Annotated in this window: 11 protein-coding genes; 8 read left to right on the top strand and 3 right to left on the bottom strand. The window is 62.7% G+C overall.

Annotated features, from left to right (window positions below):
- Window positions 1–186: 186 nt before the first annotated feature.
- Window positions 187–1338, bottom strand: a complete 1152-nt coding sequence (locus tag SIN04_RS18965; protein WP_341264142.1) for a hypothetical protein — start codon at window positions 1336–1338, stop codon at window positions 187–189.
- Between the two features lie 166 nt (window positions 1339–1504).
- On the bottom strand, window positions 1505–2731 hold the full coding sequence (locus tag SIN04_RS18960; protein WP_341264141.1) for an aminotransferase class I/II-fold pyridoxal phosphate-dependent enzyme: 1227 nt from the start codon (window positions 2729–2731) through the stop codon (window positions 1505–1507).
- A 446-nt stretch (window positions 2732–3177) separates the two neighbouring features.
- Here SIN04_RS18960 and SIN04_RS18955 point away from each other — a divergent pair, with 446 nt between their 5' ends.
- From SIN04_RS18955 to SIN04_RS18940, 4 genes are all read left to right on the top strand, one after another.
- Complete coding sequence (locus SIN04_RS18955; protein ID WP_134491795.1) at window positions 3178–4356, top strand: cell surface protein; 1179 nt, start codon at window positions 3178–3180, stop codon at window positions 4354–4356.
- Complete coding sequence (locus SIN04_RS18950; protein ID WP_134491793.1) at window positions 4349–5311, top strand: DUF6384 family protein; 963 nt, start codon at window positions 4349–4351, stop codon at window positions 5309–5311. The genes SIN04_RS18955 and SIN04_RS18950 overlap by 8 nt, the downstream gene beginning before the upstream one ends.
- A gap of 4 nt (window positions 5312–5315) precedes the next feature.
- Window positions 5316–6737 carry a hypothetical protein gene (locus SIN04_RS18945; RefSeq protein ID WP_341264140.1) on the top strand — a complete coding sequence of 474 codons (1422 nt, stop codon included), beginning with the start codon at window positions 5316–5318 and terminating at the stop codon, window positions 6735–6737.
- Between the two features lie 163 nt (window positions 6738–6900).
- On the top strand, window positions 6901–7788 hold the full coding sequence (locus SIN04_RS18940; protein WP_197732040.1) for a restriction endonuclease: 888 nt from the start codon (window positions 6901–6903) through the stop codon (window positions 7786–7788).
- Window positions 7789–7847: 59 nt separating this feature from the next.
- Here SIN04_RS18940 and pyc read toward each other — a convergent pair whose 3' ends face one another.
- The gene (pyc, locus tag SIN04_RS18935) at window positions 7848–11291 is read right to left on the bottom strand and encodes a pyruvate carboxylase (protein ID WP_341264139.1); all 3444 of its coding nucleotides are present in this window, start codon (window positions 11289–11291) and stop codon (window positions 7848–7850) included.
- A gap of 280 nt (window positions 11292–11571) precedes the next feature.
- On the opposite strand from pyc, the gene SIN04_RS18930 reads away from it, so the two are divergent.
- The 4 genes from SIN04_RS18930 to mctP all read left to right on the top strand — a co-directional run bounded on the left by SIN04_RS18930 (window position 11572) and on the right by mctP (window position 15923).
- Window positions 11572–12429: a hypothetical protein gene (locus tag SIN04_RS18930; protein ID WP_134491783.1), complete on the top strand. Its 858-nt coding sequence runs from the start codon at window positions 11572–11574 to the stop codon at window positions 12427–12429.
- A gap of 46 nt (window positions 12430–12475) precedes the next feature.
- Window positions 12476–14068 carry a M48 family metalloprotease gene (locus tag SIN04_RS18925; protein ID WP_244605893.1) on the top strand — a complete coding sequence of 531 codons (1593 nt, stop codon included), beginning with the start codon at window positions 12476–12478 and terminating at the stop codon, window positions 14066–14068.
- 171 nt (window positions 14069–14239) lie between these two features.
- The gene (locus SIN04_RS18920; RefSeq protein ID WP_134491781.1) at window positions 14240–14422 is read left to right on the top strand and encodes a DUF3311 domain-containing protein; all 183 of its coding nucleotides are present in this window, start codon (window positions 14240–14242) and stop codon (window positions 14420–14422) included.
- Window positions 14412–15923 (top strand): monocarboxylate uptake permease MctP, encoded by a 1512-nt coding sequence (mctP, locus tag SIN04_RS18915; protein WP_134491779.1) that lies wholly within the window; start codon window positions 14412–14414, stop codon window positions 15921–15923. The genes SIN04_RS18920 and mctP overlap by 11 nt, the downstream gene beginning before the upstream one ends.
- Window positions 15924–16018: the final 95 nt, after the last annotated feature.

Below are 16018 nucleotides of genomic sequence, written 5' to 3'. Positions count from 1 at the left end.
TCTTTTTTCGATCTTTAAAATGCGATCGCCCGATCTGCGAAACCTTTGAGTTATTCTAACTTCATCTCGGGCGCCCCAGCTTCGGGAGTCCGAGCATAGTCTCGTCGACCAGATGAGACCAGTCTGATCGGAATATGCTCACGGGCGCCGCGCGGCCCGCGCGAATGATCCGGGCGCGGGCGCCGTTCAAGCCGTGAGTTTCTTCTCATAGACACGGTGGATCTTGTCGATGCGCGCGCCCGCGAATTCGATCGGACGGCGCATGCCGACATTATCCTCCAGAACCCAGCCGAATTCGACATGCTCGATCGAGCTTTTTGCGCTGCGCTGACGGATTTCCTCGATGAAGGCCAGGATGACGGCGCCGCCGGCCGCTTTCCGCTGCAGGGCGCGCCGGACGCCAAAGAGGCAGAGACGCCCTGACTTGAAAGCATGATTGCGGATGCGCGAGATGATCCGCGGCAGCCCGAACGGAAACAGGCGCCCGCCAAGATCAGCGGTGATCTCATGCAGATTCGGCAGCACGATGCCGAAAGCCTGGGGCGTCCCGTCGAGCTCGATCATGAAGCCGCCTTCAGGAGGCATGACCAGTTTCAGGCCATCGGCGGCCGACATGAACTCTTCGAGGGTGAAGGGGACAAAGCCCCAGTTCTCGCTCCAGGCGTCATTGAAAATATCGACGATGATCGCCGCCTCGTCGCCGAGTTTTTTGAGATCAAGCGTTCGGATCTTCAGGCGATCGCGCCATTCGGGACGGTCGAGAATGCCGGCCTTCGCCTGCCGGTCCTTCGCCGTCACGTCATAGCGGTAAGAAATCAGATCGCGCGCCTTGAGGTAGCCGAGCTTTTCGATCGCCTCGACGAGATAAGGCGGATTCCAGGGCATCAAAACCATCGGCGCCGCGTCAAATCCTTGAACGAGCAGGCCCACTTCGCCATTGACGGAAGGCGAAAACGGCCCGTGAACGACCGTGGCGCCTCTCTCGCGCAGCCATTTCTCGGCCGTGCGCGTCAAGGCCTCGACGACAGCCGGGTCATCGACGGCGTCAAGGCAGCCAAATTGTGCGGTCGAGGCCCCGACAGGCGCGGGCGTGTCCTTCTTATAGATTTGCGCCATGATGCGGCCGGCTGGCTTGCCGTCCTTGCGGGCGATCCAGGCCTGCCAATCGACCTGCTTGAAATGCGGATTGAGCTTTGACCCATGCACGGTCCAGCGTTCGGCGTCGAGCGGCGGCGCGAAGCCGCTCTGGCCTTTGTAGATCTGGCGCGGCAGGCGGCAAAAGCTGAGAAAGGCGGTCAGGCCGTTGACCGGGATGATTTCGATCGCGCCGAGCGACATGGCTTTACCTTTGGCGTCCAATGACAAAACCGGTTCTTTCGCGCAATGTTAAATCATGCCGTCTGGACCTGCCAGCAACGGGGGTCGCGCTTTGGGAACGGCGCTTATCTGATGCGTCGATTATTTTCTCCCCGCGCGGGGAACCAAGCTGACGCTGCGCGCCGGTTCAGGGCGCGACCGCGGCGCCGAGGGCGGGCGCCGTCGAAACCGGCTCGCGCCTCGCGAGCAGATCAATCACGCCCCTGATCTCCTCCTCCGTATGGGAAGCGGAGATGAAGAAGCGCAGGCGCGGCTGGTCCTTTGGCACGCCGATCTGGATAATCGGCGGCACGTAATAGCCATTTTCCATCAGATGCCGTGAGGCGTCCAGCGTATCGAGGCTGTCGGCAAAGAGGATAGGAACGACGCCTCGTCCGATCGCGGGACCTGTGTCGAGGCCGGATTCTCGCGCAAGGTCGACGAAAAGCTCCGCGTTCTTGCGCAGCCGATCGAGCCGCCAGGTCTCCGTCTGCATCAATTGCAGCGCCGCCGCGGCGGCGGCGGAAATGACCGGGGAAAGACCAACGGAATAGACAAAGCCCGGCAGCGTGTAGCGCATCCATTCGATGACGGCCGCCTTGCCGGCGATAAAGCCGCCGCAGGAGGCGAGCGTCTTCGACAGCGTGCCGACCATCAGGTCGATGCGCTGCGGATCGACGCCGCAATGTTCGCAAAGTCCGCGCCCCTCGGCGCCGAGCACGCCAATTGAATGAGCCTCGTCGATCATCAGCCAGGCGTTGTGGCGCTCCTTGATCTCGACGAGACGCGGCAGGTCGGCGATGTCGCCGTCCATGCTGTAGAGGCCCTCCGCGACGATCATCACATTGCGATAGCTTTCGCGGCGCTCGCGCAGCAGAAAATCGAGATGGTCGAAATCATTGTGGCGGAAGATGATCGTTTCGGCGACCGCGCTTTTGGCGCCGCTGACGATGCTGTTATGCGACAATTCATCGATGAACAGCGCGTCGCGCGATCCGAGCAGATGCGAAATCGTCGTCACATTGGCCAAATAGCCGCTGACCAGCGTAAGCGCCGATTGGGCTCCGATGAATTTGGCGAGCTCATCCTCGAGGATATGATGCAGGGACCGCTGGCCGCCAACGAGGCGGGAGCCTAGGGCGCCGACGCCGAAAGTCTCGAGCGCGCCCGAGGCGGCGCTCTTCACCGCCGGATGCGAGGAAAGGCCAAGATAGTCATAATTGGCGAAGCTGACGAAGCGCCGCCCGTTGGCCGCCGCCTCCTTGCGCAAGCTATCTATCGGCGCGAAGAACGGATCGCCGCTTTCGAGATAGGCTTTGCCGGCGAGGCGGAAGCGGCGGGTTGCGTGATCTTCGAGGCTGTTGATCTTGGTCACTTAGCTCGGCTGTCCAAACGGTTCAAGAAACGCCTGTTCTATCAAAGATGAGCGCTTCTACTGCGAAGGATCGAAAGGATCCGGAGATATGGATCCGAGCAATAGCATCACGGCTGCGATGGAGCAAAAGCGATCTTTGACCTGCGCCGCGACATCGCCTTCATGAAGCGCCTTGAACGCCAATAAAATTTTATACTTCAAAGACTTAAATCAATTGGTCAATTCGAGTTACAAAACGTAACAAAGGGACGAACTCCTCTCCCAAGCGCGAGCCGCGCCGTTCCTGATGCAATGGCCTAAGCGGAAACATTGCGGATCGAATCAATTTCACCGTCGCATAATTTGCCTTTAGCGGCCGCCGCGCGCCGGCGCGCCTATCGGCGGAGCCGATTTTGATCTATGACTTGCAGCGTCCGGTGACCGATCGACAATCAAGGATTAAATCCATGGGCGACGTCGTTGTGCGCACTCCGATGCAATATCTGGACAAGGCTAATTCCGCTTTGCGCGATCTTGGGCTCCTGCCGGCCAAGGTGGAAGCCGCGCCGATCAATGCGCTTCTCGAACAGATTTCGGACCTCGAGCCGGAAAAGATCGCGGTGATCGCGAAGACGCTCGGCGAAGCCTCGGTCTTCAATGAAGTGGTGCGCGAGCAGACCGCCGCCATGTCAATCGGCCAGCGTTATCAGGACATCGCCAAAGCCTTCGATTCCATTCGCGATGACGCGAAAACGATGGTCGACCAACTCGATGACGGCAAAATTGATCTTTTTGAGCGCGTCAATAATGTATGGATGAAAGTCAGCCGCGGCGACATCGCGGTCCGGTTCGACAAGATCAAAGAGACTTATCTTGAAGTAACCGCCGCGACGAAAGACCAGATCCAGCGCGAGGCCCGTATTCTCGAAGCTTATCGCGACTATCGCGGGGCGCTGAAACAATCCGAGATACTGGCTCTCGAAGTCCAGGAAGCGGCCGAGGCCAAGCTGGATGCGGCGAAGGCCGCCCTCAAGGCCGCCTCGGACAAGGTCGCAAACTTCGCCGGAACCCAGGCGGCCGAACGCGCCGGCTTTGAACTCGCGCGCGACGAGCATCTGCGCCGCGTGCAAGACGAGGAAAAGCGCTATCAGATCGCCAAGGATCTCGCCGACAATCTAACCATCAGCTATAACACGTCGGAAGTCATCATGGCGCGCCTCATGCAGACGACCAACGCCAAGGAGCGGGTCTACGCGCAGTCCGTGAGCTTTTTCTCCACCAATGACAGCGTGCTGACGGCGCTGAAGGCCTCGTTCACCGGAGTCTTCGGGCTGCATGAATCGACCGCGACCCTCGAGGCGATGAAAGAGGGAGTCTCCAAATCGATCGAGATTCTCGCCGAGGTCGGCGGCAAGGCGCAGGAAGCGGCGGTCCGCGCCGGCTATGGCCCGACGATCAGGGCCGATGCAGTGAAGAAGCTGGTCGACAGCGTCGTCAGCTTCCAGGTGCGCTCGCTCGGCATCGTCGCTGAAATGCGCGAAATGGCGACGAAGAATTCCGCCGAGATCCGGGACGCGGTCGAGGCCGGCAACCGGCGCATCACCGCGCTGATCGCCGAAGGCAAGGCGCTTCCGATCGATGGCTGAGACTCTCGCTCCGGCGGCGGCCGGGGCCGCGCCAGGTCAGGCGGTCAAGCTCGACGACCTCATGCTCGCCATGGACGTCGTTGATACGCTACGCCACCAGGACGCCTTCGTCGCCCGCGAGCTCAATGAGGACGCGCGGGAGCAGGAATTAATTCTCCGCCTGCGCAAGATCTATCGCGAGCAGGGCATCGAAGTCTCCGATGCGACGATCGGGGAGGGCGTCAAGGCCCTCAAGGAAAGCCGCTTCGTCTATACGCCGCCAAAGCGCGGCACCGGTCTCGTTCTGGCGAGGCTATGGATCGCGCGCGGCCGGATCGGCGCCGCGCTCACCGCCATCGCAGGCGCGATCGGCGTGATTTGGGCGGCCTATTACTTCCTTGCCGAGCGCCCTGCCCGCATCGAGGCGGAACGCGCGCGGATCGAAATTTCGACGAGCCTGCCGAAAGCGTTGGATGAGGCTTATGGCGAGGTCATCAACGACGCGAAGACGCCGGCCGCGCGGCCAAGGGCCGATCGCCTGCTGGCGGACGGCCGCGAGGCGCTGGCGCGCCAGGACCGCGCCGGCGCCAAGGCCGCAATCAGCGGGCTGGGGCGGCTTTCGGCGGATCTGCGCCAAAACTATCAGCTGATGATCGTCTCGCGCCCCGGCGAGCCGAGCGGCGTCTTCCGCATTCCTGATCGCAACACGGGCGCGCGCAACTATTATCTCATCGTCGAGGCGATCGGCGCCGACGGCCGCCCGATGGCTCTGCCCATCACCAGCGAAGAGGATGGAAGCGCCAAGATGACGACCAAATGGGGCCTTCGGGTCGACCAGCAGGTCTATCAGTCGGTCGCCGCCGACAAAGCCGACGACGGCATCATCCAGAAGCGAAAGGTTGGCGAGAAACGGCGCGGGTTCCTCGACGTCGATTACGCAATCCCGACCTCCGGCGCCGCGATCAGCCAGTGGTGAGCCCATGATAAGCGGTCAGCAGGCGCTTTTCGAGATCGAGCAGACGACGGCCGCCATTCGCAGTCAGGAGAGCGACTGCGCGAACCAGCTTTTGGCGACCGATCAGGAGCTTGCGCGGCTGCGCGCGACGCGCGGCGAACTCCTGCGCAGGCTCGCCAGCGCGCGTCTCGACGCCATGCGCAGCGAACAGATCGCGGGCGAAATCGCCTCGGCAGAGCAGCGGGCGCTGCGCATGATCGCTGAAAGCCGGGCCACACTGGAAAGCCTGTCGGCACGGATCGGCGCCGCGCAAACGGCGCGCGCGGAGGCCGAGACCGAGCGCCGCGAAAAGGCCGGGGAGGTCGCGCGCATTCTCGGCCGCCTCGAGGAGCTGCAGGCGGGCGTCGAACCGAAGGTGCGCGGTTCGGCGGAATGGATCGCGCAAAAGGAGCGCGTCGATCGGGCCCAGCATGTTTTCGAGGCCTCGCACGCGAAGGCGACGCAGGCCGAAGCCGATCGCGCCGCGAAGGGCAAGCCCTATGAGGATGATCCGCTCTTCATGTATCTCTGGTCGCGCGGTTTCGGCGCGGCGCAGTACCGTTCCGGCTTCCTCGTCCGGTTCTTCGACGAAAAAGTCGCGCGCCTGATCGGCTTTCACGCCGCGCGGCCGAATTATGCGATGCTGAAGGAAATCCCCTTGCGCCTTCGCGCCCATGCGGAGCGCTGCCGCGCCGAGCTTGCCGCGGAAAGGCAAAAGCTCGGCGACATCGAAAAGGCGGGCCTCGAAGCGGCGGGCGCAGGCGCCTTCGAGGAGGAGCTGCGCGCCGCGCGAACGGCGCTCGCCGCGGCGGACGACCGGCTGAAGGCGGCTGACGCGGCGCTCCGAACGCTCGACGCCGAGCGTGATAAGGCGCTGAACGAAGAAGTCCAGGCCACGACGGCGCGGGCCGTCGACATCCTCTCGAACGCCGACAGCAATGAATCCATCCGCGAACTGTACCGCAAGGCGGCGATGACCCGCGCGATCGAGGATGATGTCGCCGTGCAGGACATCGAGGCGAACGACAGAAGCCTGGCCGCGAGTGAGCGCCAGCGCGCCGACCTCATCGGCAAAGCGCGGCAATTGGCGCAGCGCCGCTCGGACATCGAAGCCGAACGCGCGAAATTCTACCGGCGCGGCTACGACAATCCCATGGGCCAGTTCAATAATGAGAACGCCATAGCCGACGTGCTGGGCGCCATCCTCAAAGGAGTCGTGCAGGGCGCCGTCCTCGGAACGGTTCTGCAAGGCGGCTATAATGAGCGCCAGCGCCGCGCCGACAGCGGCTTTGGCGGCGACCGGGGGTTTAATTTTCCGGGCGCCGAAGGCGGTGGGTCTGGCGGCGGCTGGATCGGCGGCGGGGGCTCGGGCGGCGGCGACGGATTTAGGACCGGCGGGGGATTTTAGGCCTATTTCAGAGGAACGCACTTGACAGGTTGGCGGCTGGATTGAAGGCTCCCGGGTTGGAAGCCCGTACCTCCGCAGGCTATGTAGTTTGTTCGCGATATGGTTTAGTTCCTGAAATCGTCATTGCAGGATTCCTTTGTCGATACCGGATTTTCAAACATTAATGCTCCCTGTCCTCCGACTCGCCGCCGAGGGTGAGGTTCGAATCTCTGACGTAGTGGAAAGGCTAGCCGCGAAATTCCCCATGTCGGCAGAGGAACGTTCTCAACTTCTACCGTCGGGGCGGCAAACTACTTTTGCCAATCGCGTCAATTGGGCGAAGAGCTATCTCGGCAAGGCCGGGCTTGTCGAGTTAACGAAGCGGGCGCATTTCCGCATCACAAAGCAAGGTCGTGAGGTGTTGGCTGCCCCACCCGAACGCATCGATGTTAAGTACCTAAACCGCTTTCCTAGCTTTCAGAAATTCCGAGAAGTCAAGGACGAAGGCGATGATGCCGCCTCTTTGCCGACCGCCGGCATGGTGACGGCCCTTGCGCCCGATGAAATCATGCGAAATGCGCATCGTCAGCTGGAAATCGCTCTAGCCGACGACCTAATGCAGCGGATCCGATCTGGCACTCCTGCATTTTTTGAAAGCTTGGTCGTGCGCCTCTTGGTAGGCATGGGCTACGGCGGCTCGGTCACCGACGTCAGCAAGGCGTTGACAGGAGGCAGCGGCGACGGTGGCGTTGATGGCGTTATCGACCAAGACCACCTAGGCCTCGATCGCATCTACGTGCAGGCAAAACGCTATGCCGACGGAAATACGGTCGGCGCAAGCGCCATTCGCGATTTTTTCGGCAGCCTCAATCTCTTCAAAGCTACAAAGGGCGTGTTTGTAACTGCCTCGACGTTCACATCGCAAGCGCGTGAAACGGCCGGAAAATTAGGCACACGAATCGTACTCATCGACGGCGATCAGTTGACCCGGTTAATGATCCGCCACGGCGTCGGCTGCCGGATCGAGGAGACTCTAAACATCAAGAAAGTTGATGAAGAGTTCTTCGAGTAGGCCGCGATTTCTATGTCGTGCGGGCCTTACTGGTCAGATATAATTGTAGTTCGAGTTCGCTACTCCAGCACCATCAAAAGATCGCGGGCGTCGATCTGCTGGCCGGGGGCGACGAGGATTTCCGCGACCTTGCCGTCGCGCGGAGCGTGCAGCGATGTCTCCATCTTCATCGCTTCCAGCGTCGCGACGACATCACCGGCCTTGACCTGCTGACCCAGACGCACAGCGATGGTCGAGACGGCGCCAGGCATCGGCGCCGCCACATGCGAATCATTGCCGTCCTCGGCTTTGCGGCGGGCGATGGCGGTGACCGCGGCGGATCGGTTCTGCACCCGGATGATGCGCTGCTGACCATTGAGCTCGAAGAAGACCTTGACCTTGCCTTCCTCATCCGTCTCGCCGACCGTCACCAGAAGCAGCACGAGCGTCTTGCCCGGCTCGATCTCGATGGCGATCTCGTCATTTTGCTGCATGCCATAGAAGAACACCGGCGTCGGCAAGGCCGAGACCGGCCCGAAGCGGCGGATCGTGGCGCAGAATTCGCCAAACACCTTCGGATACATCAGATAGGAGGCGAGATCGTCGTCGCTCAGCTGGCGCCCGCACGCTTTCTCGGCATCGATGCGCGCGCCGCCGAAGTCGGTGGGCGCCAGCAAGGCGCCGGGGCGCCCGTCGATCGGCTTTTCGCCTTTCAGCGCTTTCGCCTGCAAGGCCGGCGGCCAACCGCCCGGCGGCTGGCCGAGATCGCCGGCCAGCATATCGACGACCGAGGTCGGAAACGCGATTTCGTGGCCAGGGTCGAGCACGTCCTGCGGCGTCAGATTCTGGCTGACCATCATCAGCGCCATGTCGCCGACGACTTTGGAGGACGGCGTCACCTTGACGATGTCGCCGAAGAGGTCATTGGCGTCGCGGTAGGCTTTCGCGACTTCGTGCCAGCGCGTCTCGAGTCCAAGACCCCTTGCCTGCTCGCGCAGATTGGTGAACTGGCCGCCCGGCATCTCGTGCAGATAAACCTCCGAGGTGCCGGCCTTGAGGTCGCTCTCGAAGGCGGCGTATTGCTGGCGCACCGCCTCCCAGTAGAAGCTCAGCTGGCGGATGGTTTCCGCGTCGAGTCCGGTGTCGCGCGGACTGTTGCGCAGCGCCGCCGCGATCGAGCCGAGGCAGGGCTGCGAGGTCATGCCGGACATGGAGTCGATCGCCGCGTCGACGGCGTCGACCCCCGCGTCGATGGCGGCGAGCACGGTCGCCGCCGAAATGCCGGAGGTGTCGTGCGTGTGCAGATGCAGCGGCAGGCCGACTTCTTCACGCAAGGTTCTGACGAGAACGCGCGCCGCCTCCGGCAGCAAAAGGCCCGCCATGTCCTTGATCGCGAGGATGTGGCAGCCCGCCCGCTCCAGCTCCTTGGCGACGCCGACGTAATAATTCAGCGAGAACTTGGCGCGGGCGGGATCGAGGATGTCGCCGGTGTAGCAGATCGCGCCTTCGGCCAGCTTGCCGGTCTCGCATACGGCGTCGATTGAGACGCGCATGTTCTCGACCCAGTTGAGGCAGTCGAAAATGCGAAACAGGTCGATGCCGCTGGCGGCGCGGCGCACGAAATATTTCACCACATTGTCGGGATAATTGGTGTAGCCGACGCCGTTCGCGCCGCGCAGCAGCATTTGCGTCAGCAGATTTGGCGCGCGTTCGCGCACCTGCGCCAGCCGCTCCCACGGGTCTTCGGAAAGGAACCGCATCGAGACGTCGAAGGTCGCGCCGCCCCAGCACTCCAGCGAAAGCAGCTGCGGCAGCCCCTTGGCGTAGGCCTCCGCGGCGGCGACGATGTCGCGCGTGCGCATGCGGGTCGCGATCAGCGATTGATGGGCGTCCCGCATGGTGGTGTCGGTGACGAGCACGCGCTGTTCATTGCGCATCCATTCGGCGAAGGCTTTGGCCCCAAGCGCATCGAACCGCTGCCGCGTTCCGGGCGGAACAGGCTTGTCCGGAAAATAAGGCGAGATCGGCGGGCGCGCCGTCGCGGGGGGCTTCGCCCGTCCGCGCGTTTCCGGATGGCCGTTGACCGTGACGTCGGCGATCCAGGTGAGCAGCTTGGTCGCGCGGTCCTTGCGTTTCTTGAAGTCGAACAGGGACGGCGTGTCGTCGATGAACCGCGTCGTATAGTCGTTCGATATGAAATGCGGGTCGTTGATGATGTTGTGCAGGAAGGCGAGATTGGTGGCGACGCCGCGAATGCGATATTCAAGCAGCGCGCGATCCATCCGGCGGATCACCTCTTCCGGCGTCGGCGCCCATGCGGTCACCTTCTCCAGCAGGGGATCGTAGAAGCGCGTGACGATGGCGCCCGAATAGGCGGTGCCGCCGTCGACGCGAATGCCAAAGCCCATGGCGCCGCGATAGGCGGTGATGCGGCCGTAATCCGGAATGAAGTTGTTTTCCGGATTTTCCGTCGTGATCCGGCATTGCAGCGCGTGACCGGAGAGACGAATGTCTTTTTGCTCGGGGATTCCGGTTTCGTCGAGCCGCCCGATGTGCTTGCCTTCGGCAATTTTAATCTGGGCTTTGACGATGTCGAGGCCGGTCACGACCTCCGTCACCGTATGCTCGACCTGGATGCGCGGATTGACTTCGATGAAGTAGAATTTGTTGGTGTCTGCGTCGAGCAGAAACTCGACGGTGCCGGCGCCGACATAATTCGTCGCGCGTCCGATTTTCAGCGCCGCCTCGCACAGTTCAAGACGCGTCAACTCGTCGAGATAGGGAGCGGGAGCGCGTTCGACAACCTTCTGATGGCGCCGCTGTATGGAACAGTCACGCTCGAAGAGATGCACCAGATTGCCATGCGTATCGCCGAGAATCTGAACCTCGACGTGGCGAGCCCGGCGCACCAGCTTTTCGAGATAAACCTCGTCCTTGCCGAAAGCGTTTTTGGCTTCGCGCTTGGCGCTGACCACCGCGTCGGCGAGCTTGTCCTCGCTCTCGATCGGGCGCATACCGCGCCCGCCGCCGCCCCAGGAGGCTTTCAGCATGACCGGATAGCCGATCTCGCGGGCGAGGCGCTTGATCTCGTCCGGATCATCGGGGAGCGGCGCCGTCGCCGGCATCACCGGCGCGCCGGAACTGACCGCGATGTTGCGGGCCGCCACCTTGTTGCCGAGGTCGCGCATCGTCTGCGGCGAGGGACCGATGAAGATGATTCCGGCCTTCGCGCAGGCTTCCGCGAATTCGGGACTTTCCGAGAGGAAGCCATAGCCGGGATGGATGGCGTCGACTTTGGCTTCAATCGCGACCCGGATGACGTCTTCGATCGAAAGATAGGCCTCGAGCGGGCCTTTGCCGACGCCGATCTGATAGGCTTCGTCGGCTTTGAATCGATGCAGCGAAAGCTTGTCTTCCTCAGCATAAATCGCAACCGTGCGGATGCCGAGCTCCGTCGCCGCGCGGAATACGCGGATCGTGATTTCGGATCGGTTGGCGACCAATAGACGACGAATTCGGGCCATAGTCTCTCACTGCCGTTCAAGATGGTGCGGTCTCGCCGCCCCCGGAGAAGTCACGGTCAAGACCGCGCCCATTTAGCCGCAACGAAACACAAATGTCATCGCTGTTTGAGTGAAAGCCTAGTTTAATGGCGCCCGACCGCCTTATGACCGGGAAATGACCGCAGATGATGTTTCGCCGCGCCGCGCGCAAGATGCGCCGCGTCCCGCCTCTGGGCCGGGACGGGGCGGCCGCGTGAGGCCGCGCCGCGCTAAAACTCGGGAAAAGCGTAGGAAAAGCGCGATGCTGCGAGCCGGTTTCGCCGGTCTGGCGCTGGCCTTCGTCGCCACGGCGCGCGCCGAAGATGCTTGCGCGCGACCGCCCGCCCTCGACCCCGCGGGCCGCGAGGGCGCCGCGCAAGGACGCGTCCAAGCCGTCAATGAAAGGCTCGAACTGACGCTCGATGATGGCAGGCGGCTGAAGATCGCGGGCCTCGATCCGCCACGGCCGACGCCGGACAATCCCGACCTCGACGTCAGGTCGGGAGAAAGGCTCGCGGCCTGGCTTGCCGGCAAGGATATTGTCTTTCGCCTGACCGCACCACGCCCGGACCGCTGGGGCCGCTACAGCGTTGAGGCCTTCGCGCCCGCACAGGCGGCGGCGCCCTCAGCCGTGCCCGTCGCGCAGGCCGCGCTCGACGCCGGCCTCGCGCGCTTTGAACCCGGCGCCGCGGCGCGGCCGTGCCGCACTTTTCTGCTCGCCGCCGAAACCGCCGCCCGCGCGGGCGCGCTTGGACTTTGGGCCGATCCGTATTATGCGATTATCGCGGCCGGCGATCACGAGTCCTTCGCCGAGAAGGCCGCAACCTCCGTCATTGTCGAAGGCCGCGTCACCGGCGTCGCCAAGGATGGGTTTCGTACGACCCTTTTATTCGGGGATCGCCGCGGTTTCGATTTTTCGGTCACGATATTGCAACGCAACGTCAAGATATTCACCGCCGCCGGGGTCGACGTCGAAAAGTTTCAGGGCCAGACGATTCGCGTGCGCGGCCTCCTTGACATGCGTTTCGGACCGCAGATCGAAGTCTCAAACCCGGATGAGATTGAAATGCTACCGCAAGGACAGGACGCAGCCGCGCCGAAGACGGCCCCGCAGCGTTGAGACAGGTCTTCGTCACGCTATGAAGCTTTTCGCGGATATGGCCGGCATGCTGCGGTCGATGGCCCTCAGCGGCCGAGACCTCGCCGGGTCATTATCGCGCGTGACGGAGCCTCTTGCGGTCAAGGATGGCGCCGCATTTCGTCAGGGGTGGGCGAAGCTCCGGTCGGACGAAATCGCGCGACGCTTCGGCGTTTTCTGCGTTCTCGCGGCCGCCCTCGCGCTTGCGGCCTGCGCCTCGATAGAGCCGCAGGGCGACCAATCGTTCAAGATGGAGGCGCCGCCGTTGCCGCCTCATCCGCCAGCGCCCGAAAACAAGGCGCTGGCGGAGCATAACCGCATGGTCGCGCTGTTCGACGGCGAATATAAAGACCCCGCCGCCGAGCGCTATCTCAACGAGATCCTGGCAAAGCTCGCCAAGGCCGACGACAAGCCGAGCGAGCCTTACAAGGTCACGATCCTCAATTCGCCCATCGTCAACGCCTTCGCTTTGCCTCCGCGCGACCTGTTCATCACAAGAGGCCTGCTGGCGCTCGCCAATGACGCCTCCGAGGTCGCGGCGGTGATGGCGCATGAGATCGCCCATCTCACCGCCAGGCACGCCGTGCAGCGCGAGGAAGAAGAAAAGCGCGCCGCCGTGATCAGTCAGGCCGCGACCGTCATTCAGAACAAGCAGAAAGGCGCGGAGATTGAGGCCACGGCGCGGCGCACCATCGCGACCTTCTCGCGCCAGCAGGAGCTCGACGCCGACCAGATCGGCATCAAGGCGATCGCAAGGGCGGGCTTTGATCCTTACGGCGCATCGCGTTTCCTCAGCGCGCTCGGACGCTCCGCCGCCATGCGCACCTCGCTGATCGGCCAGAACGCCAGCGCCGACAAGCCAGATATTCTTGCGACGCATCCCTCGACGCCGGAGCGGGTGACGCAAGCGATCGCCGCCGCCCGTCAGATCGGCGCGCCCGGCATCGGGGTGACCGATCGCGATTCCTATCTCGCGGCGATCGACGGCATGATTTTCGGCGACAGCCCCTCCGAAGGCGTCGTGCGCGGCCGCTCGTTCCTGCAGGCGCGGCTCGGCTTTGCCTTCGTCGCCCCGGAAGGATTTGCTCTCGAGAACGCCTCGAAAGCCCTGCTCGGAGTTTCCGGCGACGGAAACGAGGCGCTCCGGCTCGACAGCGTCAAGGCGCCGCCCGGCATGTCGCTTGAGGCCTATATGGCGTCCGACTGGATCGACGGCCTGATGCAAAGCTCGATCGAATCGGTCGACCTCAACGGCATGCCGGCCGTGATCGCCAGCGCCAGGGCGGGCGACTGGAACTTCCGCCTCGCCGTGATTCGTTTCGACCCGACGCAGATCTATCGTCTGATTTTCGCCATGCGGGCGCAGACCGACGCGAACGAAAAGCGCTTTCGCGGCGCGCTCAATTCGTTTCACCGCGCCTCTCCCGAAGAGATCCGGGAGGTGCGCCCGATGCGAATCAGCATCGTGACGGCGACGCCGGGCCAGACGCCAGGCGATCTGGCGGACAAGATGGCGACGCCTGATCGTAAGCTCGAATTTTTCCTGCTGATCAATGGGCTCGAGGCCGACGCGACAGTCGCGCCGGGCGAACGCTACAAGATTGTCATTGAACAGGAATAGACGCTCTCGCAACGGCCCCGGCGGCGCGGCGCCCGCCGTTCGCATGCTGAGAGTTCCGGATTTTATTGTCGTTTTCCGCCGCGCAATCCCGCCTTGCCGATTGATTTCGGCCGCCGCTGGGGTAGCATGACGAAACCTTAAATTAAGAAGAATAAATTGGAGGAGACCACCTTGCGCCCATTATGGCTCCTTCTCCTCATCCCCTACATCGGCCTTCTCTGGGTTCCGTTCTACAACCGGATGACGCCTGAGCTGTTCGGCTTCCCCTTTTTCTATTGGTACCAGCTGCTGTTTGTGCCGATCACGTCGTTTCTGATCTATCTCGTTTATCGGCGAGTGCGCGATGAACCCTGAGCTCGATTACCCGGCTCTCATCGTCTTTCTGGTCATGTTTACGCTCGTGACCGTCATGGGCTTCGTGGCGGCGCGCTGGCGGCGGCCCAAAACGCTCGCCCACCTCGACGAGTGGGGCCTCGGCGGGCGCCAGTTCGGCACCTGGATCACCTGGTTCCTCGTCGGCGGCGATTTCTACACCGCCTATACGATCATCGCGGTGCCGGCGCTGGTCTATGCCGTCGGCGCCTATGGCTTCTTCGCCCTGCCCTACACGATCATCGTTTTTCCCTTTGTCTTCGCGGTCATGCCGCTGCTTTGGAAGGTCGCGAAGCGCCACAATTACGTCACCGCCGCCGATGTTGTGCACGGCCGCTATAAATCCCGCGCGCTTGAACTCGCCGTCGCGGCGACAGGCGTCGTCGCGACCATGCCTTATATCGCGCTACAGCTGATCGGCATGGCGGCGGCGATCCACGCGCTCGGCATTCCCGGCGAAATTCCGCTCATCGCGGCCTTTCTGGTACTCGCCGTCTACACCTATTCGTCGGGCCTTCGCGCGCCCGCCCTCATCGCTTTCGTCAAGGATGCGATGATCTATATCGTCGTGTTCGTGGCGATCGCCTTCATCCCGCTGAAACTCGGCGGCTATCGCGCCGTATTCGAATCAGCCGAGGCAGCTTTCAAAGCGAAGGGATCTGGCGGCATTTTGTTGGCGCCGAGCCAGTATATCGCCTATGCGAGCCTTGCCTTCGGCTCCGCGATGGCCGCCTTCATGTATCCGCATACGCTGACTGCGATCTTTGCGAGTTCCGGCGCGAACACGATTCGCAAAAACGCCATGCTGCTGCCGGCCTACACCCTGCTCCTCGGCCTGCTCGCGCTGCTGGGCTACATGGGCCATGCGGCGGGCCTCAAGCTCACCAACAACAATGACGTCGTTCCAGTGTTGTTCAAGACGCTGTTTCCCGGCTGGTTCGCCGGCTTCGCCTTCGCCGCCATCGTCATCGGCGCGCTGGTTCCAGCCGCGGTCATGAGCATTGGCGCGGCCAATCTCTTCACGCGCAATTTCTGGAAAGCCTACGTTGATCCCGAAATCAGCCCCGCGGGCGAAGCAAAGGTCGCGAAGATCACCTCCATGCTCGTCAAGGTCGGCGCGCTGATGGTGATCTTGTTCCTGCCGACGCAATTCGCCCTCGATCTGCAACTGCTCGGCGGCTTGTGGATCCTGCAGACCTTTCCCGCGCTGATTTTCGGCCTTTTCACCAACTGGTTCCGGGCGCCAGGCCTTCTTGCCGGCTGGGCGATAGGATTTGTCGGCGGCACATGGCTCGCCTGGACGGATGATTTCAAGCCGCTGCATGGTTTCGTTTACGACGGCTCGAAGTTCTCCGTCTATTCGGGACTGCTTGCTCTCGCGGCCAATATACTGGTCGCTGTCGTGGTCTCGGCTTTCACGCGCGGACGCGGCGTGGGCGGGAGGCTGACGCCCTCTGCGGAGCGCGGTCTGACGCGAAGCTGACGAGCGACGGAAAAACGCAGAATCCGACGTTGACTTCGCGGCGCCGGCACGGATGATGCAGGCCCCTTCAGCGCCGCCGCTCAGCTTCAGTCCCG

The sequence above is a fragment of the Methylocella tundrae genome, assembly GCF_038024855.1.
GTDB classification, from domain to species: domain Bacteria; phylum Pseudomonadota; class Alphaproteobacteria; order Rhizobiales; family Beijerinckiaceae; genus Methylocapsa; species Methylocapsa tundrae.
This window is presented reverse-complemented; position numbering and strand designations above follow the sequence as displayed.